At 58.4% G+C, this 20,754-nt stretch carries 17 protein-coding genes; 5 read left to right on the forward strand and 12 right to left on the reverse strand.

Going from position 1 to position 20,754, the window contains the following annotated elements; translation table 11 throughout:
• Positions 1-79: 79 nt before the first annotated feature.
• The 5 genes from hupB to tig form a co-directional block, all read right to left on the reverse strand.
• The gene (gene hupB, locus LG31_RS0103515; protein ID WP_005315375.1) at positions 80-352 is read right to left on the reverse strand and encodes a nucleoid-associated protein HU-beta; all 273 of its coding nucleotides are present in this window, start codon (positions 350-352) and stop codon (positions 80-82) included.
• A 240-nt stretch (positions 353-592) separates the two neighbouring features.
• Complete coding sequence (gene lon, locus LG31_RS0103520; protein ID WP_033113122.1) at positions 593-2,947, reverse strand: endopeptidase La; 2,355 nt, start codon at positions 2,945-2,947, stop codon at positions 593-595.
• A gap of 141 nt (positions 2,948-3,088) precedes the next feature.
• On the reverse strand, positions 3,089-4,363 hold the full coding sequence (gene clpX / locus LG31_RS0103525) for an ATP-dependent protease ATP-binding subunit ClpX (RefSeq protein WP_033113123.1): 1,275 nt from the start codon (positions 4,361-4,363) through the stop codon (positions 3,089-3,091).
• 70 nt (positions 4,364-4,433) lie between these two features.
• Entirely contained in the window at positions 4,434-5,057 is a 624-nt protein-coding gene (gene clpP / locus LG31_RS0103530) for an ATP-dependent Clp endopeptidase proteolytic subunit ClpP (protein WP_033113124.1), read from the reverse strand.
• 86 nt (positions 5,058-5,143) lie between these two features.
• Entirely contained in the window at positions 5,144-6,454 is a 1,311-nt protein-coding gene (gene tig / locus LG31_RS0103535) for a trigger factor (protein WP_033113125.1), read from the reverse strand.
• Positions 6,455-6,911: 457 nt separating this feature from the next.
• On the opposite strand from tig, the gene LG31_RS0103540 reads away from it, so the two are divergent.
• Both LG31_RS0103540 and yfbR read left to right on the forward strand, forming a co-directional pair.
• Complete coding sequence (locus tag LG31_RS0103540; protein WP_033113126.1) at positions 6,912-7,346, forward strand: YccF domain-containing protein; 435 nt, start codon at positions 6,912-6,914, stop codon at positions 7,344-7,346.
• A 95-nt stretch (positions 7,347-7,441) separates the two neighbouring features.
• Positions 7,442-8,032 carry a 5'-deoxynucleotidase gene (gene yfbR / locus LG31_RS0103545; RefSeq protein ID WP_033113127.1) on the forward strand — a complete coding sequence of 197 codons (591 nt, stop codon included), beginning with the start codon at positions 7,442-7,444 and terminating at the stop codon, positions 8,030-8,032.
• Positions 8,033-8,144: 112 nt separating this feature from the next.
• On the opposite strand, the gene lolE is transcribed toward yfbR, so the two are convergent.
• Genes lolE through LG31_RS0103560 form a run of 3 tightly spaced genes read right to left on the reverse strand, consistent with a single transcriptional unit; the run spans position 8,145 to position 11,375 of the window.
• Entirely contained in the window at positions 8,145-9,386 is a 1,242-nt protein-coding gene (gene lolE, locus LG31_RS0103550) for a lipoprotein-releasing ABC transporter permease subunit LolE (RefSeq protein WP_033113128.1), read from the reverse strand.
• Complete coding sequence (lolD, locus tag LG31_RS0103555) at positions 9,386-10,084, reverse strand: lipoprotein-releasing ABC transporter ATP-binding protein LolD (RefSeq protein WP_033113129.1); 699 nt, start codon at positions 10,082-10,084, stop codon at positions 9,386-9,388. The genes lolE and lolD overlap by 1 nt, the downstream gene beginning before the upstream one ends.
• A gap of 55 nt (positions 10,085-10,139) precedes the next feature.
• Entirely contained in the window at positions 10,140-11,375 is a 1,236-nt protein-coding gene (locus LG31_RS0103560; protein WP_033113130.1) for a lipoprotein-releasing ABC transporter permease subunit, read from the reverse strand.
• A gap of 76 nt (positions 11,376-11,451) precedes the next feature.
• Here LG31_RS0103560 and LG31_RS0103565 point away from each other — a divergent pair, with 76 nt between their 5' ends.
• The gene (locus tag LG31_RS0103565; RefSeq protein ID WP_033113131.1) at positions 11,452-12,030 is read left to right on the forward strand and encodes a PilZ domain-containing protein; all 579 of its coding nucleotides are present in this window, start codon (positions 11,452-11,454) and stop codon (positions 12,028-12,030) included.
• A gap of 18 nt (positions 12,031-12,048) precedes the next feature.
• Positions 12,049-15,513: a transcription-repair coupling factor gene (mfd, locus tag LG31_RS0103570; protein ID WP_033113132.1), complete on the forward strand. Its 3,465-nt coding sequence runs from the start codon at positions 12,049-12,051 to the stop codon at positions 15,511-15,513.
• 74 nt (positions 15,514-15,587) lie between these two features.
• Here mfd and fbp read toward each other — a convergent pair whose 3' ends face one another.
• Complete coding sequence (gene fbp, locus LG31_RS0103575) at positions 15,588-16,622, reverse strand: class 1 fructose-bisphosphatase (RefSeq protein WP_033113133.1); 1,035 nt, start codon at positions 16,620-16,622, stop codon at positions 15,588-15,590.
• Between the two features lie 381 nt (positions 16,623-17,003).
• Here fbp and LG31_RS0103580 point away from each other — a divergent pair, with 381 nt between their 5' ends.
• Positions 17,004-18,620, forward strand: a complete 1,617-nt coding sequence (locus LG31_RS0103580; RefSeq protein WP_033113134.1) for a peptide ABC transporter substrate-binding protein — start codon at positions 17,004-17,006, stop codon at positions 18,618-18,620.
• A 96-nt stretch (positions 18,621-18,716) separates the two neighbouring features.
• On the opposite strand, the gene LG31_RS0103585 is transcribed toward LG31_RS0103580, so the two are convergent.
• From LG31_RS0103585 to sixA, 3 genes are all read right to left on the reverse strand, one after another.
• On the reverse strand, positions 18,717-19,637 hold the full coding sequence (locus LG31_RS0103585) for a DMT family transporter (RefSeq protein WP_033113135.1): 921 nt from the start codon (positions 19,635-19,637) through the stop codon (positions 18,717-18,719).
• A gap of 168 nt (positions 19,638-19,805) precedes the next feature.
• Positions 19,806-20,012 (reverse strand): DUF1107 domain-containing protein, encoded by a 207-nt coding sequence (locus LG31_RS0103590; RefSeq protein ID WP_026457339.1) that lies wholly within the window; start codon positions 20,010-20,012, stop codon positions 19,806-19,808.
• 133 nt (positions 20,013-20,145) lie between these two features.
• Entirely contained in the window at positions 20,146-20,613 is a 468-nt protein-coding gene (gene sixA, locus LG31_RS0103595) for a phosphohistidine phosphatase SixA (RefSeq protein WP_033113136.1), read from the reverse strand.
• Positions 20,614-20,754 lie beyond the last annotated feature (141 nt).

Below are 20,754 nucleotides of genomic sequence, written 5' to 3' on the forward strand. Positions count from 1 at the left end.
CAATCAGTATGAGAGAGGACTCTCTAACCTGTCTGGTCTGCGACCAAGGACGGTAGCCGACATATCATCGGCACCCGACTTAGTTGACCGCGTCTTTCAGGGCCTTACCGGCTTTGAAGGCAGGAACTTTACCAGCAGCGATTTCGATGGTCGCGCCAGTTTGCGGGTTACGGCCAGAACGGGCAGCACGCTCGCGTACAGCGAAAGTACCGAAACCAACCAGAGCAACCTGGTCACCCTCTTTCAGAGCTTCACCCACAGCGTCAATGAAGGCATCCAACGCACGGCCGGCTGCAGCCTTGGAGATATCAGCACCGTCTGCAATCTTGTCAATCAGTTGAGATTTATTCACTCTTATATTCCCCTTTTATCGAACACCGCTGCGGCGCTGATTTCCCTGGCCACAACAAGTGGAGGTTTTATAGCAAGCCTCCTGACCAGTTGCAAGTGACAATCTGGCGCAAACCCGCGCCACACAACGCATTGCGACTTATCACGAGAACCCGATCGGTGGTCAAGGCTACTTCCGTTATGGGATGCATGCAAGCCTTAACCACCCCCCGAATGCGCCAAATTTGCGGCGCATCAAAATTTACACGACAGAAACGCGCTCAAACCCTTGTGGATTGTCCTGCAACGCCAGTTCCAGCACTTCGTCTATCCAGCGAACGGGATAGATTTCAAGGTCTTGTTTGACGTTTGCCGGGATCTCCTCAAGGTCACGTTCGTTCTCTTTCGGGATCAGCACACGCTTGATACCACCACGGTGAGCGGCCAGCAGTTTCTCTTTGAGACCACCGATGGGCAGCACTTCACCACGCAAGGTGATTTCACCTGTCATGGCCACATCAGCACGAACCGGATTACCGGTCAAGCTGGAAACCAGCGCAGTACACATGGCGATACCGGCGCTCGGGCCATCTTTCGGGGTTGCCCCTTCCGGTACGTGCACATGAATGTCACGCTTCTCATAGAAGTCGGCGTTGATACGCAGCTTCTCGGCACGGGCTCGAACGACGGTCATGGCAGCCTGGATAGACTCCTGCATCACATCACCCAAAGAACCGGTGTAAGTGAGCTTGCCCTTGCCCGGCATGTTGGTGGTCTCGATGGTGAGCAGGTCGCCCCCCACCTCGGTCCACGCCAGACCACATACCTGACCAATCTGGTTCTGGTCGGTGGCCTTGCCGTAATCGAAGCGCTGCACCCCGAGGAACTCCTTGAGGTTCTCCTGATTGACCTGAACATGCTTGATGCTCTTGTCCAGCAGAATGCGCTTGACCGCTTTGCGACAAATCTTGGAGATTTCGCGCTCCAGACTCCGCACCCCGGCTTCACGGGTGTAGTAACGGATCACCCCGACCAGTGCCGAGTCCTCGATGGTAATCTCGGAGGCTTTCAGGCCGTTGCGCTGGATCTGCTTGGCAACCAGATGCTGCTTGGCAATGTTGAGCTTCTCATCTTCGGTGTAACCGGAGAGACGGATCACTTCCATCCGATCCAGCAACGGACCCGGGATGTTCATGGAGTTGGAGGTGGCCACGAACATGACGTCCGACAGGTCATAATCCACTTCCAGGTAGTGATCGTTGAAGCTGTTGTTCTGCTCGGGATCCAGTACCTCCAGTAGAGCGGAAGCGGGATCACCACGCATGTCCGAGCTCATCTTGTCTATTTCGTCGAGCAGGAACAGCGGGTTCTTCACACCAACTTTCGCCATCTTCTGGATGAGCTTGCCGGGCATGGAACCGATGTAGGTACGACGATGACCGCGGATCTCCGCCTCGTCACGCACTCCACCCAAGGCCATCCGCACATATTTGCGGCCAGTCGCCTTGGCGATGGACTGGCCCAGCGAGGTCTTGCCGACACCGGGAGGGCCAACCAGACAGAGGATGGGGCCCTTGAGCTTGTTCACCCGCGCCTGTACCGCCAGATATTCGAGGATGCGATCCTTGACCTTCTCAAGGCCATAGTGATCGGCATCCAGCACCTCTTGCGCCTTGCCCAGGTCTTTCTTGACCTTGGAGCGCGCCTTCCACGGCACCTGTACCATCCAGTCCACATAGCTGCGAACCACGGTAGCCTCGGCAGACATGGGAGACATCATCTTCAGCTTGGCAAGCTCGGCCTGGGCCTTTTCACGGGCCTCTTCCGGCATGCCCGCCTCTTCAATCTTGCGATTGAGGGCTTCGAACTCATCCGGGCTATCTTCCAGCTCACCCAGCTCTTTCTGGATGGCCTTCATCTGCTCGTTGAGGTAATACTCGCGCTGGCTCTTCTCCATCTGCTTCTTGACGCGAGTACGGATACGTTTCTCGACCTGCAGCAGGTCGATCTCCGACTCCATCATCGCCATCAGGAATTCGATGCGCTCGGAGACAGAGACAATCTCCAGCACCTTCTGCTTGTCTTCCAGCTTGAGCGGCATGTGAGCGGCCATGGTATCGGCCAGACGCGCAGCATCGTCGATCGCCGAAATCGAGGTGAGCACCTCGGGCGGGATCTTCTTGTTGAGCTTGATGTAACCTTCAAACTGGCCGATGGCGGAGCGAACCAGAACTTCCTGATCCTTGTCGTCAATGGCCTTGGAGGAGATGTACTGGGCCTCGCAGACAAAGAAGTCCTTGTCGTCGATCATCCGCTCCAGGCGAGCACGCTGCCCACCTTCTACCAGCACCTTGACGGTGCCATCCGGCAGTTTGAGCATCTGCAGAATATTGGCCACTGTCCCGACGGTGAAGATCTCCTCCACAGTCGGCTCATCGGTTGACGCATCCTTCTGGGCCACCAGCAGAACTTTCTTGTCCTGCTCCATGGCCGCTTCCAGACAGCGAATGGATTTTTCCCGCCCCACAAAGAGTGGAATGACCATGTGGGGATAAACCACCACGTCACGAAGAGGCAGGACGGGAATCTCGATGCGTTCTGAACGCTCTAGGTTCATATATGTCCTCTCGGCTTGTTATACCGTTGGCAAAGCGCTTGGCTGAGTATATGGGGGCGCTCCAACGAGATTCAATCGTCTAAACCGCAAAAAGCATGAAAGGGGCAAAAAGCCCCTTCCATTTGATTAAAAATCAGACTGTTACTCTGATGCGGCAGCTTGAGTCTCAGGATTTTCGTAGATCATCAAGGGCGCTGAGTCCCCTTTGATCACTGTCTCGTCGATCACCACCTTGCTGACCCCTTCCAGAGAAGGCAGGTCATACATGGTATCGAGCAGCACAGCTTCTACGATGGAACGCAGACCACGAGCACCGGTTTTACGCTCCATCGCCTTGCGGGCAATGGCGTGCAGCGCATCTTCACGGAACTCCAGCTCAACCCCTTCCAGATCGAACAGCGCGGCATACTGCTTGGTCAGCGCATTTTTCGGCTCTTGCAGGATCTGGATGAGGGCAGCCTCGTCCAGTTCGGTCAGGGTAGCCACCACCGGCAGACGGCCGATGAACTCGGGGATCAGACCGTACTTGATCAGATCTTCCGGCTCCACCTTGGCGAAGGTTTCGCTCAAGGAGGCCTTGGCATCCTTGGACTTCACCTCGGCGCCAAAACCGATACCGGTTCCCTTGACGGAACGCTGCTCGATCACCTTGTCCAGACCGGCAAAGGCACCACCACAGATGAAGAGGATCTTGGAGGTATCAACCTGCAAGAACTCCTGCTGCGGATGCTTGCGACCACCTTGCGGCGGTACAGAAGCGATGGTCCCTTCGATCAGCTTGAGCAGGGCCTGCTGCACCCCTTCCCCGGAGACATCGCGGGTAATGGAAGGGTTGTCCGACTTGCGGGAGATCTTGTCGATCTCGTCGATGTAGACGATGCCACGCTGGGCCTTCTCCACATCGTAGTCGCACTTTTGCAGCAGCTTCTGGATGATGTTCTCCACGTCCTCGCCCACATAACCGGCTTCGGTCAGGGTGGTCGCATCGGCCATGGTGAACGGCACATCCAGCAGGCGAGCCAGAGTCTCGGCCAGCAGGGTCTTGCCGCTACCGGTCGGGCCAATCAGCAGAATGTTGGACTTGCCCAGTTCCACACCACTGTTTTCGCCGCTGTTACGCAGGCGCTTGTAGTGGTTGTAGACGGCAACGGCCAACACCTTCTTGGCGTACTCCTGCCCGATCACATAGTCATCGAGATGAGCGCGGATCTGATGAGGGGTCGGCAGCTCGTTACCATCACGCTTGGGAGAGATCTCGCGGATCTCCTCGCGGATGATGTCGTTGCACAGCTCGACACACTCATCACATATGTAGACGGAAGGGCCAGCGATCAGCTTACGCACTTCATGCTGGCTTTTGCCGCAAAAAGAGCAGTAGAGCAGCTTATCACCCTCACCCTTGCGTTTTTCTGTCATTCAGCAACCTCGTTTTATCAATAGAGGATGGGTCGGCCTGTTGAGTTTACAACAGACCGGGACACCCTGCTCAGCCGCGCTGAGTCAAGACACCGTCGACCAGACCGTAAGCGACTGCCTGCTCGGCAGACATGAAGTTGTCGCGGTCGGTGTCGCGTTCGATGGTAGCCATATCCTGACCGGTATGGAAAGCCAAACGCTCGTTCAGGGTATTTTTGATCTTCAGGATCTCTTGAGCGTGGATCTGGATATCAGATGCCTGACCCTGGAAACCGCCCAACGGCTGGTGGATCATCACGCGGGCATTGGGCAGGCAGAAACGCTTGCCCTTGGCACCGCCAGCCAGCAGGAAGGCGCCCATGGAGCAGGCCTGCCCCATGCAGACGGTGCTCACGTCCGGCTTGATGAACTGCATGGTGTCATAGATGGACATGCCGGCAGTCACTGAGCCGCCCGGAGAGTTGATGTAGATGTAGATATCCTTGTCCGGATTCTCGGACTCGAGGAACAGCAACTGGGCAACCACCAGATTGGCCATGTGATCTTCAACCTGACCGGTCAGGAAGATCACCCGCTCTTTCAGCAGACGGGAGTAAATATCGTAGGAACGCTCACCCTTGGCAGTCTGTTCGACCACGATGGGGACCAGCGCATTGCTGGGAGAATCGGTCACATCGTTATAGTTCTTGTACATAAGGCATTGTCCCTAAAATAAAATGGCCCGAGTGGAGATCACACGAGCCATTATACTTAACAGTCTTGACCTTAAGTCAAATGTTCTTAGGCAGCGGCGCCAGACTTGTTGATCACTTCGTCAAAGGCAACTTCTTTTTCGGTCACTTGCGCTTTGGAGAGGATCAGGTCGATAGCTTGATCTTCGATGGCCAGGTTACGAACGCCGTTCAGCATCTGTTCGTTCTTCTGGTAGTACTCGATCACTTCTTTCGGATCTTCGTACGCAGTGGCCATGGATTCGATGATGCTGGTCACGCGAGCATCGTCAGCCTTGAGTTCGTTGGTGCGGATCACGTCGCCCAGCAGCAGACCTACGCGTACACGACGCTCGGCCTGAGCCTGGAACAGCTCAGCCGGCAGCTCCGGAGCGTTACCGCCCTGGAAACCACCGAAGCGCTGCAGAGCCTGCTGACGCAGAGCGTCGATCTCTTGTGCGACGGCAGCTTTCGGCAGATCGATTTGGTTGGCTTCAACCAGACCGTTCAGAACCTGCTCTTTCACGCTGTTTTTCAGGGCTTGAGCCAGTTCGCGCTCCATGTTCTTGCGCACTTCGGCTTTCAGCTCTTCAACAGAACCGCTCTCGATGCCGAAACGCTTGACGAACTCTTCGGTCAGCTCAGGCAGGATCTGCTCTTCAACCTTATTCAGCTTGGAAGCGAACTTGGCCGCTTTGCCTTTCAGGTTTTCAGCGTGGTAGTCAGCCGGGAAGGTCACTTCGATGGTGAACTCGTCGCCCGCTTTCTTGCCCAGGATGGCATCTTCGAAGCCCGGGATCATGCGGCCAGCGCCCAGCACCAGGTTGAAACCTTCAGCCTTGCCACCTTCGAACTCTTCACCGTCGATGGAACCGACGAAGTCCATGGTCACACGCATGCCGTTGGCAGCAGCCACGTCAGCTTCAGCCCAGGTAGCGTGCTGCTTGCGCAGGGTGTCGATCATGTTGGCCAGATCTTCGTCCTTCACGGTAGCAACCGGCTTCTCAACCTTGATGCTCTCCAGACCGGCAACTTCGAACTCCGGGTACACTTCGAAAGTGGCGGTGAATTCGAAATCTTCGCCTTCTTTGATCTCTTTCGGATCCATGGTCGGCGCGCCAGCCGGGCTCAGTTTGTTTTCGATGATGGCTTTGATGAAGTTGTTCTGCATCATTTCATCGGCAACACGGGCGTGAGCCATGGCACCAAACATCTTCTTGATGATGGCAACCGGAGCCTTGCCAGGACGGAAACCGTCGATGCGACGGGTTTTGGCCAGGCCGTTCAATTCTTTGCGCACAGCGGCGTCTACGGTAGCAGCCGGTACAGTGATGGTAAGACGGCGTTCCAGACCCTGGGTTGTCTCTACAGAAACTTGCATTCTTCTACCTCGTTCAACTCAGCACTGTGTGCTGACCCTTTATTGCCTCCGGGCAAAGCCGGAGTCTTCCTGTTTATAAAGACAACAATATGTCTTTGTGATGAGAAAATATGACGCGGCATTATAGCGGCGCACTCTGGTCGAGTCGAGCCACACAACCCCCACATTGGGCGCCGCAGAGGCACAATTCGTGCAAAAGTGCCTTTTATATGGGGAGTTGCAGCCCGAACTTCAACAGGCATCGCGCGATATTTTTGCGCTTGCTCACCTTTTTCTGCGCAAATTTGCCTAAAACACCGATCTATTGGTCAATATCCGGCAACTGAATACCTGCTGCCCATATGTGGTATCACGACCCGAGTTGACCGGCCCGGTAAATCCGGGCCAATCAATCGTTGCGTCCCCTGCCCTGCCTCGTTATGGTGGCAACCAACTTGATAAATCTGGAGTATCCAACATGGCCTTTTTCCGCTTCTTGTTCAATCTGCTCTGGTTTGTACTGGGAGGTGTCTTTATGGGCCTGGCCTGGTGGCTGGCCGGTATGCTCTGCTTTATCTCGCTGGTCGGCATCCCCTGGGGACGTGCCTGCTTCGTTATTGGCACCTTCACCTTCTTCCCCTTCGGCAAGCAGGCAGTCAGTCGCAAGGCGATGACGGGTCAAGGTGATATCGGCACCGGCACCCTCGGGCTGATTGGCAACATCATCTGGTTCGTGCTGATCGGGATCTGGCTGGCCATAGGCCACATTGCCTCTGCTCTGGCCTGTTTCATCACCATCGTCGGCATCCCGTTTGGTATCCAGCACCTCAAGCTGGCCATCATCAGTCTGGCTCCCATCGGCCAGATGATCGTGACCAATCAGGAAGCCGAATCAGGCCGCTATATCCGCTGAGTGGGTTAAAAATCGGATGACAGGCGGTGCCTGCGTTGCAAAAAAAGGGCAGACTAGGGTCTGCCCTTTTTTATTGCATCTATTCGAGGCATTCCATGCTCCCCAGCCACTTTTTTGCCAATCTCGCCCGCATGAAACTCATCTATCGCTGGCCCTTGATGCGCAACATCCAGCCGGAAAACATCGCCGAACACAGCCTGCAGGTCGCCATGGTGGCCCATGCCCTCGGCATCATCAAAAACCGGCTGTTTGGCGGCAGCGTGAATGCCGACCGCGCCGCAGTGATGGCCCTCTATCACGACAGCAGCGAGGTACTGACCGGCGATCTGCCCACCCCGGTCAAATACTTCAATCCCGAGATTGCCCGCGAATACAAGAAGATTGAACTGGCCGCCGAGCAGCGCCTGCTTGGCATGCTGCCAGCGGAACTGGTGGAGGATTTTCGCCCGCTGCTCGACTCGGCAGCACAGGATGGCGAGCTGGCCAGGCTGGTCAAGGATGCCGACACTCTCTGCGCCTATACCAAGTGTCTGGAGGAGATCAACGCGGGCAACCGGGAGTTTGAACCGGCTCGCAAACGCCTCGAAGCCATGCTGGAAGCGCGGATGAGCGATGAGATGCGCTACTTTATCGACACCTTCGTTGCGAGCTTCTCTCTGCCGCTGGATGAGCTGAACGCCCACTAGAGCAACTCGGATCACAGCAAAAGAGAAGAGCCCGCCGGTTTAACACTGGCGGGCTCTTTATTTAGTGCTGATTTTTTATCGATGTGCTTTTTCGCTACGGAGTAGCAGGCAATCAGTGACCGAGCTCTCGAGACGGAACCAGACCGCTCGCCCGCCAGGCGGGATAGAGGGTCGCCAGCAGACTCATCAGGATGGCAGCCCCCGTTACGATAACCAGATCCTGCATATGCAGCTCGGTCGGCAGGAAGTCGATGAAGTAGATATCCGGATTGAGGAAGCGGTGGCCAATGAGCTTCTCGATGACACCCAGGATCTGGGTCAGCTTACTGGAGAGCAGGCCCCCCAGCAGCGCGCCGAGCAGGGCACCAGCCACGCCGTTGACCATCCCCTGAATGACGAAGGTGAGCCGGATCTGGCCCGGACTCGCCCCCATGGTCTTGAGGATGGCGATCTCGCTGCGCTTCTCGTTCACCGCCATCACCAGGGTTGAGACGATATTGAAGCAAGCCACTGCCACCACCATCAGCATCACCACATACATGACGGTACGCACCATCTGGATGTCCTGATAGAGATAGCCCTGGCTGTTCATCCAGCTGCGGATATAGACGTGATGGGGGAAGCGCTGGGCCGCCGCGACCGTAATGGACTGCGCCTTGAGCACATCACTCACCCGCAGGCTGAAACCCTCCACATCGCTGCCCATACCGGTGATCGCTTGCGCATCGGTCAGGTGCATGAAACCGAGCAGGCCATCGAGCTGACCGCCGATCTCCAGCAACCCGACCACGGTCAGGGTTTCCCGGCGGGGATTCTTGATCCCCGTCTGATCACCCCCTTGCGGCAACAGCAGAGCAAGGGTGTCGCCAACCTTCACCCCCAGCTTGTCGGCGATGGTCTTGCCGAGGATAACTCCCCGCTCGCCGGGCTGAAGTTCACGCAGACCACGGCCCGTCATGTATTTGCCTGCATCTGAGAGATTGGCTTCCAGATCGGGCAGCACGGCGCGCAGCTGAACTCCCTTGAGGGCCGAGCCATGCTCCAGCAGGCCGTTGAGACGAATGACGGGGGCCGCAGCTTCCACCCCGGGCTGCGCCAGCAGGTAGTCGCGCAGACGCGGCCAATCTGGCAGCGGCCTCTCGACAGCATCCAGCTCCCCTTGCGGCACCACGGAGAGCACCCTGTCTTTCAGTTCACGCTCGAAGCCGTTCATGGCGGAGAGACCCAGGATCAGCGCCATCACCCCGAGGGCGATCCCGATCAGGGAAGAGGCGGAGATAAAGGCGATAAACCCGTTGCGACGACGGGAGCGGCTATAGCGCAGGCCCAGAAAGAGGGGCAGCGGTTTGAACATCAGGCAACCTCCGCCATCACGCCGCTCACCAGCGTGACCCGGCGATGGAGCTTGGCCGCCAGACTCAGATCGTGGGTGACCACCACAAATGCAGTGCCCAGCTCGCGGTTGAGCTCACACAGCAGCTCGTACACCGCGGTAGCACTGGCGTGATCCAGGTTACCGGTCGGCTCGTCCGCCAGCACCAGACTCGGTTCGTTGACCAGCGCACGGGCAATCGCCACTCGCTGGCGTTCACCACCGGAGAGTTCAGACGGTCTGTGGTTGAGACGATGGGAGAGCCCTACCCGCCCCAGCATCCGGGTCGCCTTCTCGGTAGCGACCGCCACCGATTCACCGGCGATCAGCAGCGGCATGGCGGCATTTTCCAGCGCACTGAACTCGGAGAGCAGGTGGTGGAACTGATAGACGAAACCCAGCTCCTGATTGCGAAAACGGGCCTGGGTACGGCTATCCCAATGGTGAATATCCTCCCCCTTGAACAGCACGGCGCCGCTGGAGGGGTTATCAAGCGCCCCCATCAGGTGCAGCAGGGTGGTCTTGCCGGAGCCCGAGCTCCCCACTACCGCCAGCATCTCGCCCGGTGCGACGCTCAAATCGATCCCCTTGAGTACCTGGGTCTCCAGCTCACCTTCTTTGTAGACATGGTTGAGGGCCTGGCAACGCAGCAGAGGCTCACGGGATACAGCTTCATTCATAAAGGGGGCTCCACTTGCTCCAGTAATCGCACCAGAGGTAACAACAGAAGATGAATTATTCATAACGCAGCGCCTCCGCCGGCTTCACCCGCGCCGCGCGGGCTGCTGGATAAAGGGTGGCGCTGAAGCTGAGCAGCACGGCGCCCAGCAAAATGGTGACGACCTGAGTTGGCTCGACGATGACCGGCAAACCGCTCCCGCCCGCAGCCATATAGAGGTTGAGCCCCACCGCATTGAGCAGCGGGTTGAGACCCTGGGTCAGGCCAAGCCCTGCCAGCGCACCAAACAGGGAGCCAATCACCCCGCTGGAGGCACCGAGCACCATGAAAATTTTGACGATCCCCGACTCGCTCATGCCCATGGTGCGCAGGATGGCCACTTCGCCCTCCTTGTCAGTCACCACCATCACCAGCGCAGAGAGGATGTTGAAGGTCGCAACGGCGATGATCAGCACCAGCATCAGCCCCATCATCCGCTTCTCCATGGCGACCGCCTGGAACAGCTCGCCCCGCTCACGGCGCCAATCCTGCCACAGCAGCCCGTCCGGCAGCGGCGTTTTGATCACCTGATCAGCGGCAAACGGATCATCGAGCCAGAGGCGAATGCCACCGACGGTTTCTGTCGGCAGACGGAGCAGACGTTGGGCATCCCCCAGCGCAATGAATGCAATCTGGTTATCCACATCGGCACCCACCCCGAAGATACCGGAGACGGTAAAGAGGCGCTGGGCCGGCACCCGGCCAAAGGGGGTAAAGCGGGAACCTTCGGTCAGGATCAGGCGAACCTGATCACCGATGGTGACATTGAGGCGGCGTGCCACCCCCTGCCCCAGCACGATGCGGTAGTGACCGGCCTGCAAGGTATCGAGGCGCCCCCCCAGCATCTGGGAGTGCAGGATGTCATCCTTGGGCCAGAGGGCAGGATCGATCCCCTGCACGCTGACGCCGGTGAGCTGGCCGGGGCTTTGCAGCATCCCTTCGCTGTCGAGCATGGGGGCCGTGGCCACCACATGAGGCAGCCTGGCCAGGTCCGGCAGCCCTTGCGGCGCGGCATCAATGCGGCCAGCCTCGTTGGTGACCACCACATGGGGGATCACCCCGAGGATGCGCCCCTTGAGCTGGCCTTCGAAACCGTTCATCACCGAAATGACCACCATCAGGGCCGCAACCCCGATAGCAATGCCGAAGGTGGAGAACAGGGAGATAAATGAGACGAAGCGGTTGCTGCGCTTCGAGCCTGCATAACGCAGGCCGATGGCCAGCGAAAGGGGCTGAAAAAGTCCGGTCTTCAAGGATATCTACGTTGCCAACAAAATAAGATACCGGATAATAAAGGGAAACCGTCCATGACAACAAGGGATAGCCTCCATGCAGGAACAGTTCTTCAGCGTTACTCATGCCATGCCGGTCAATGTGATCCCCATGCCGGCAGACTTCCATCTCCCTTCGCTCACGGAGCTGGACGCTGAGCTGCCGGAGCCTTTTCGCATCTCCTCGGCCATCACCTCCATCGACATGGTGACCAGCCGGCTGCTGCGCAATCAGAACGAATCGATGCACGACCTGGTCGAGATCGTCAATCAGCAGTCGCGCAAGATCGACATGATCATGGGCTATGTGCTCTCCATGCAGGATCACCCCGAGCAGCGCTTCCACACCCTGCGCTTTGGCGCTGGCGAGCTCACCTACCTGCACCCCTATCATGGCCACGGGGATGCGCCGCATCCGCACCAGATAGTGCGCCTCAAGATCTTCCTGCGCGAAGAGGCTGCCGCCATCTACTGCTATGGCCAGGTCAGGGAGGTCACCCCGGGCGAGCATGGCACCCATGTAGTGCTCGACTATGTGCGGATCCGTGAAGATGACCGTGAACTGCTGGTACGCGCCAGCCTCCATGTGCAATCCAAACAGCTCAAACTGCGTGCCCAAGAGCGCCAACAACGTTAAAAGAATCGAACGATGCCAATGACACTCCCCGCCTTGCCCGCCAAAGCGGGCCAAAAGATCACGCTCGGCCAACTGGTCGGCAGCAGCCTCTCGCTCATCGCTGCTCGCCTTATTACACAAAACAAGGGGCCCGTGCTGCTGCTCACCGCAGACACCCCGAGTGCCCTTCGCCTCGAGCAGGAACTCCAATACCTGCTGGCCGACAAGGGCTGCTCGGTACTGCTGTTCCCGGATTGGGAGACCCTGCCCTACGACACCTTCTCCCCCCATCAGGACATCATCTCCCAGCGGCTCGAGACCCTCTACAAGCTGCCGCAGATGAGCAGTGGCGTACTGATCGTCCCCGTCTCGACCCTGATGCTGCGTTGTGCGCCGCGCGCCTATCTCGACAAATACAGCCTGATGGTGAAAAGCGGCCAGCGCCTCAACCTGCAACAGCTGCGCGGGCGCCTCGCCGAAGCGGGTTACGTGGCGGTGGATCAGGTACTGGAACACGGCGAGTTTGCCGCCCGTGGCTCCCTGCTTGACCTCTTCCCCATGGGCAGCAGCAGCCCCTATCGCATCGACTTCTTCGACGATGAAGTGGACTCCATCCGTCCGTTCGATCCGGAAACCCAGCGCTCCAGCGAGCCGGTCAAGAGCGTCAGCCTGCTGCCTGCCCGGGAGTTTCCGACCGATGAGGGGGCCATCGAGCTGTTTCGCGGCCACTATCGCGAGCAGTTCGAGATCTCCCGCGCCGAGGGCTCCGTCTATCAGGAGGTGAGCAAGGGACGCTGGCCTGCCGGCATCGAGTATTATCTGCCGCTCTTCTTCGACCAGACTGCCTGCCTGTTTGACTACCTGCCGGCAGAGACCCTGCTGCTCACCGTGGGGGATATCTACCCCGCCGCCCAGCGCTTCTGGAACGATATCGAGCAACGCTACGAGGACAGGCGCTGGGACAATACCCGTCCCCTGCTCCCCCCGGCCCAGCTCTACCTGCCGGTGGAGCAGCTCTTTGCCGCTCTTGGCCACTACGGCGCCGTCAGGTTGCAGGAGGGGCCGACCGCCGGCGATGCGGGGCAACACGATATGCCGGCCAGCACACTGCCGGACCTGCAACTCGACCACAGCAAGGAGCAGCCGCTGCTGGCGCTCAACCAGTTCCTGCAAGGCTTTGCCGGGCGCACCCTGTTTGCGGTGGAGTCCGAGGGTCGGCGTGAAGTGCTGGGCGAGCTGCTGGCGCGCATCGCGCTGCAACCCAAGGAGTTCCCCTCCCTCGACGACTTTATGGCGAGCCAGGATCGCCACGGCCTGCTGGTTGCACCACTCGAGCGCGGTTTCCTGTGGCAGGAAGCCGGAGCTGATGCCAGTAATCAGCCACTGGCCCTGATCACCGAAACCGAGCTGCTGGGCGGCAAGGTACGCAGCAAGCGGGCACGGGAGAAGAGCAAAAACTTAAGCTCCGATGCGGTGATCAGAAACCTCGGCGAGCTGACCCAGGGCCAGCCGGTGGTACACCTCGATCACGGGGTCGGCCGCTATCTGGGGCTTGAAACCATCGACGCCGGTGGCCTGCCCACCGAGTTTTTGACCCTCGAATATGCCGGCGGCGACAAGCTGTTTGTGCCGGTTACCAGTCTGCACCTTATCAGCCGCTACACCGGCTCTGACAACCCGCCCAGCCACAAGCTCGGCGGCGAGGCCTGGAGCAAGGCGCGGCGCAAGGCGGCGGAAAAAGTGCGCGACGTGGCGGCCGAGCTGCTCGATGTCTACGCTCACCGTGCCGCTCGCGCCGGCTTTGCCTTCAAACACGACCGCGAAGCCTATCGCCAGTTTGCCGCCGGCTTCCCGTTCGAGGAGACCGAGGATCAGCTCAACGCCATCAATGCGGTGCTGGGGGACATGTGTCAGGCCAAGAGCATGGATCGGCTGGTGTGCGGCGATGTGGGCTTCGGCAAGACCGAAGTGGCGATGCGGGCGGCGTTTGTGGCCGTTCATGGCGGCAAACAGGTCGCCGTGCTGGTGCCCACCACCCTGCTCGCCCAGCAGCACTACGACAACTTCCGCGACCGCTTCGCCAACTGGCCGGTGCGGGTCGAGGTGCTGAGCCGCTTCCGCTCCGCCAAGGAGCAAAACAGCGTCATGCAGGAGCTGGCCGAGGGCAAGGTGGACATCATCATCGGCACTCACAAGTTGCTCGGATCCGAACTCACCTTCAAGGATCTGGGACTGCTCATCGTCGATGAGGAGCACAGATTCGGGGTGCGCCAGAAGGAGAAGATCAAGGCGCTGCGCGCTGACGTGGATATTCTCACCCTCACAGCCACCCCCATTCCGCGCACCCTCAACATGGCAATGTCCGGCATGCGGGATCTCTCCATCATCGCCACCCCACCCGCCAAGCGACTCGCCATCAAGACCTTTGTGCGCCAGCACGAACCGGCGGTGGTGCGCGAAGCGGTACTGCGGGAACTCAAACGCGGTGGGCAGGTTTACTACCTGCACAACGATGTAGAGAGCATCGAGAAGTGCGCCGCCGATCTGGCGGAATTGGTGCCGGAGGCACGCATCGGTATCGCCCACGGCCAGATGCGCGAGCGCGACCTTGAGCGGATCATGTCCGACTTCTACCACCAGCGCTTCAACCTGCTGGTCTGCACCACCATTATCGAGACCGGCATCGACGTGCCGAGCGCCAACACCATCATCATGGATCGGGCGGATCATCTCGGTCTGGCCCAGCTGCACCAGCTGCGGGGCCGGGTTGGCCGCTCCCACCATCAGGCCTATGCCTATCTGCTCACCCCCCATCCCAAGCTGATGACCAAGGATGCAGCCAAACGGCTGGAGGCGATCGCCTCGCTCGAAGATCTCGGTGCCGGCTTTGCGCTGGCGACCCACGATCTGGAGATCCGTGGCGCGGGCGAACTACTCGGTGACGATCAGAGCGGCCAGATCGAATCGGTCGGCTTCACCCTCTATATGGAGATGCTGGAGCAGGCGGTCGAGGCACTGAAAAATGGCAAGGAGCCCTCGCTGGAGCAACTGATGAGCCAGCACACCGAGGTGGAGCTGCGCCTGCCTGCCCTGTTGCCGGACGACTACATCCCGGACGTCAACATGCGCCTCTCCATGTACAAGCGGATCGCCAGCGCTGCTGACGAGCAAGAGCTACGTGAGCTCAAAGTGGAGCTGATCGACCGCTTCGGCCTCTTGCCGGAGGCGACCAAAACCCTGCTGGAGCTGGCGGCCTTCCGCCAGCGCGCTACCGCTCTTGGCATTCGCCGGGTAGAGATGAGCGAGCGCGGTGGCTATCTGGACTTCACCCAGGAGACCAAGGTCAATCCGACCTATCTGGTCAAGCTGCTCTCCGAGCAGCCGCGCATCTACAAGATGGACGGGCCGACCCGTCTACGCTTCCAGGTGCCGACCCAGGATCGTGCGATGCGCCTGAAATTGGTGGATGGTTTGCTGGCGGATCTGGCCAGTCACAGCCAGTAACGGCTGCAAATGCCAAAACAAAACGGGAGCCGCAAGGGCTCCCGTTTTTTATTCACTCGCGATAAATCAAAGGATTACCCCTGACTGGCTGGATCCTCGTGGGAGGAGAATTCGCGCATGAAGGCCTCTGCCCGCTCCACCATCTTGGTCGAACCGACAAAGTAGGGGGTGCGCTGGTGCAGCGCGGTGGGCTGGAGATCCATGATCCGGTTGAAGCCGTCAGAGGCCTTGCCGCCCGCCTGTTCCACCAGAAACGCCATCGGGTTGCACTCATAGAGCAGGCGCAGCTTGCCGTTAGGCGAGTTGGTGCCGGACGGATAGATGTAGATGCCGCCCTTGAGCAGGTTGCGATGGAAATCGGAAACCAAGGATCCGATATAGCGGGAGGTGTAGGGTCTGTGAGTCGCTTCATCCCGCTCTTGGCAATATTTGAGGTACTTCTTCACCCCGTCCGGGAACTTGATGTAGTTGCCCTCGTTGATGGAGTAGATCTTGCCCTCTTCCGGAATACGAATGTTTTCGTGGGAGAGGCAGAAGCAGCCGATGGAGGGGTCATAGGTAAAACCGTTGACGCCAAAACCGGTGGTATAGACCAGCATGGTAGAGGAGCCGTAAACCACGTAACCGGCCGCGACCTGACGATTGCCCGGCTGCAGGAAATCCTCGAGGGTGACGGGGGAACCCTGCGGGCTGACCCGGCGATAGATGGAGAAGATGGTCCCGACCGAGACGTTTACGTCGATATTGGAAGAGCCGTCGAGGGGATCTATCAGCACCACGTATTTGGAGTTTTTGGAAAGCGGCGAGTCAAAGGCGACGAAGTCTTCTTCCTCTTCCGAGGCCATACCACACACCTCACCGCGCGCCTCCAACGCCGCCTTGAAGCGCTCATTGGCGTAGACGTCCAGCTTCTGCTGCACCTCGCCTTGCACGTTTTCAGCCCCCATGGAGCCGATGATATCGGCCAGCCCGGCCTTGTTGATCTCCCGGTTCACCACCTTGGCGGCAAGGCGGATTGAGCTCAGCAGCGAGGTCAGTTCGCCGGTCGCGGTAGGGTAATCAGCCTGCTTTTTGACGATGAACTCGCCCATGGTGATCATGTTTCGCATTTTTGGTCCTTTAAGATCGTTTCCGTTGGCATTGAAAACGTTTGCAAGCATCGACAAAAAAAGAGCCGATCCTCGGCCGTGTTGTTTTGTAACTTAATGTAACGTCTGTTTTTTGTTTTTGCAGCGAATTAAGCGGGCTAATAAAACGACGATTTGAACCTGATTTGTACTCTTCCCGGTCATAAAAAGGGGGCCATACGGTAACTTTCAGACTCTTATTTTGCGCCAAAAAGCGGCGCCAAACAGCGACCTTGCTGACGTTTACCTCTCTTTCACCACTCATCTGGCCCACTAGATACGAGTGACCTCTCCCCTATTGAGTTCCAAACGCCAATCACGCACACTCGTTTTCCGTTGGAAGCAAAAACATAAGGATTATCAATGAACAAGACTATCATTGCCGGCACGGTAGCCGGATTGCTCTCCCTGCCCGTCTGGGCTGCCGAAGTGCCGGCCGGCACCAGGCTGCTGCCCCCGGATCAACAAACCTTTGTCACCAATATCGGCACCGAACCCACCACCATAGATCCGCAACTGGTGGAAGAGAGCGCCGGCAGCGCCGTCGTCAACGATCTGTTCGAAGGTCTCTATGTGCTGGATGCCAGCGGCAAGACCCAGCCAGCTGGCGCGCTCAGCTATGAACTCGACCCCACAGGCACCGTCTACACCTTCAAACTGAGGCCGGAGGCCAAGTGGTCGAACGGCGAGCCAGTGACCGCCGCCGACTATGTCTACGGCTGGCAGCGGGCGGCCAATCCCAAGACCGCCTCTAACTACGCCTGGTTTATCGAATTGATGGGTATCGCCAATGCCAGCGAGGTGATTCAGGGCAAGAAGAGCCCCGATGCACTGGGGGTCAAGGCGCTGGATGAACATACCCTGCAGGTGACCCTGAAAAACCCGGTTCCCTTCTTCCTGAAGACGCTGGCGCACTACACCACCTTCCCCGCCCCCAAAGCCACCATCGAGAAATATGGCAAGGAGTGGGTCAAACCCGGCAATATCGTCTCCAACGGCGCCTTTGTGCTCAAGGAGTGGACCCCCAACGAGCGGCTGACCGCCGAGCGCAACCCGCACTACTGGGACAACCGGCACACCGTGCTGAACAAGGTGATCTATCTGGAGGTGGTGTCGGAGACCTCCGCCTACAACCGCTACCGCACCGGCGAGTTGCACTACACCACCTATCCGCTGGAACAGTACCAGCACATCAAGAGCCAGAGTCCGGAGGAGCTGGTCAGTGCCCCCATGCTGGCCACCTACTACTACGTCTTCAACATACATCGCAAACCGTTCGACAACCCGAAGGTGCGCAAAGCGCTGTCGCTGGCCATCGATCGGGAGACCATCACCGACAAGATCCTGGGTCAGGGACAACTGCCCGCCTTCAGCCTGACGCCACCGAGTGTGGACGGCTTTGATCTGAAAAAACCGGCCAGCCAGCTGCAGACCAAAGAGGAGCGGATCAAGCAGGCCAAGGCGCTGCTCGCCGAAGCGGGTTATGGCCCCGGCAAGCCACTTGATGTGGATATCCTCTACAACACCAACGAGAGCCACAGGAAGATCGCCCTGGCCATCTCCTCCATGTGGAAACACAATCTGGGGGTCACCGCCAAGCTCAACAACATGGAGTGGAAGACCATGGTCTCCACCCTCAACGAGGGGGATTTCGGGGTAAGCCGCTACTCGTGGAATGGTGACTACAACGATGCCTCCACCTTCCTCGACATCCTGACCTCCAGCAGCAGCGCCAACAGCGGCCGCTGGTTCAACAAGGAGTACGACGCCCTGCTGGCCAAGGCTCACGATGCGCAGAATGCTGACGAACGCAACCGGCTCTATCAGCAGGCTGAAGCGCTGATCGATGCCGAGGCGCCCATTGCCCCCGTCTACTTCTACGTCAAGTCGCGCCTGCTCAAGCCTTTCGTCAAGGGTTACCCCTATCAGAACCCGCAAGACATCGTCTACAGCCGCGATCTCTATCTGGTTGCCCCGTAGCGCTGACCAGTAGTGTTCTGACCATAAAGAGCCGCCATCAAAAAAGCGCCTGCATTGCTGCAGGCGCTTTCATTTTCGCTCTGGCGATAGGCGCGCTCACTCATCCTGACAGATGGCCATCTCCTGCCGGGCACTGCGTCTCAATACCACCGGCTGCACCAGCAGCTGGGCCAGCAGCACCCCGAGCAGGGTCAGGCCACCGCCGATGAGATGGTAGGCGGTCAGCCGCTCCCCGAGCAGTGAAATGGCAAGCCCTGCCGTCATCACCGGCAACAGGTTCATGAAGATGGCGGTGCGGTTGGCTCCGATCAGGGTGATCCCCTGCATCCAGAGCCAGGGGCAGAGCGCCGATGCGGGGATCCCCGCATAGAAGATGAGCCAGAGCGCGCGCGCCTCGGGCAGTTGACCATCCACCAGCAGATAGAAGGGGGTCAGCAGCACCACGCTGCAGAGCACCTGACTGTAGAGCAGCGACCAGTTGTCGAGCCCAAGGTCCCACTTCTTGAGCAGTACGCTGTAGAGCGCATAGGTGCCGGCCGAGAGCAGCATGTAGACCGAGCCAATCTGGATGCCATGGGTAAAGAGCCGAGTCGGATCCCCCTGCCCCAGCAAAATGGCCAGTCCCATGATGGAGAGCAGTGCCCCCAGGATGGCGCCCCAGGTGGGACGTTCACGCAGCAACCAGATGCTGAATAACACGGTGAGCAGCGGCGTCAACCCCATCATCAGCCCCATCTCGGTGGCGCCCATGGCTTGCGCCGCGTAGTAGCCGAAGGTCTGGTTTAGCACCATGCCAAGCAGCGCCAGTGAGGCGATCTGCCAGATACCGGCACGCAGACGGGCCCGCTCGCGCCATACCCGGCGAGCCAGAAAAGGGGTCAATACCAGCGCAGCCACCACCCAGCGGGACCAGGCGAACGCGGCGGGCGAGAGAACTCCCACCGCCAGTTTGCTGACGACGCCATTGCCAGCCCAGATGGCAATGCAGGAGAGAGGGAACAGAAAGGCAAGGGGCATCAACGGCTCCGGCATCCCGAACGAGAATTGAGCGAGGCAGTATAGGGGGCAACGGGTGAGAAACAAAGCTGCCATCAAGGCGGACACGAGAGAGAAAACCGGATCGACAAAAACAAATATGCCCGCATAACGCGGGCATATCCGTGCAGAAACACTCTCAGAAGATTATCACGCCGCATCCATGTGCAGTCTGGAGATCAGCTCATTGACCTCGGTGACTGTCTGACGGTGGGGAATGTCCGCCTGGCTCGGCATGAGCAACAAACCGGACTGAAAATCAAACCGCCCCCGACCATGGATATAGATCCGACCTTTGAAGAAGGTTTTGACGTGTTTTGCCACCATCAGTGGCAGATACTTCTTGAACACTCTCATCGTTTGCAACCTCTTGCAGTTGTATCCGTATGACAGCAGCTTCTGCGAATTAATTCCGTAAAATAATCATAAAAATCCGGAAAACTCGCCCATCTCTTCCCAAAAAATTCAATCTATAACTTTTTATTAACTTTTAGCCTATTGTATGCGGCCCTTCGAGCCAGAGCAAGGAACCTTTGCCATTGTACCACTCGATGCAGGCAATGCCCGAGGTGGCAAACATGGGCGCTCCGGCGGCCGGACAGAGGCTCTGCACCAGATATCCCACCAGCGGCAGATGGCTGACCAGCATGATCTGCTGATGCTGTTCTGCCAGCGCGGTCAGGTAGCTGGAGACAAAGGCGGGATCACCATAAGGGGTAATATCACCGCTCTCCTCCACCACAACGGCGTCAGGTAATTCCTTGCATATGGTCTGCCAGGTTTGGCGGGCGCGCAGATAGTTGCTGTGGATCACCCGATCGATACGACCGGTCAGCTGAGGCGCCAACCAGCGGGCCATCAGAAGGGACTCTTCAATGCCCTGCTCGGTCAATGGACGCTGTTCATCAGTTTTCGCATTCATGCCAGCCTGGCCATGACGCATGATATAGATCTTCATTACAACCTCGCCCAACGGGCCTGTTTTGATAGCCGGGGGATCTTACCCCGCCACGGGTGTTGAAACAATTGCGCTACCTCTCAGAAAAGGGTTTGCCTCACCGGATAGCGGGGTCGATAATCATGTTTAAATTCAAATAAA

It is taken from the genome of Aeromonas lacus, from assembly GCF_000764665.1.
GTDB classification, from domain to species: Bacteria; Pseudomonadota; Gammaproteobacteria; order Enterobacterales; family Aeromonadaceae; genus Aeromonas; species Aeromonas lacus.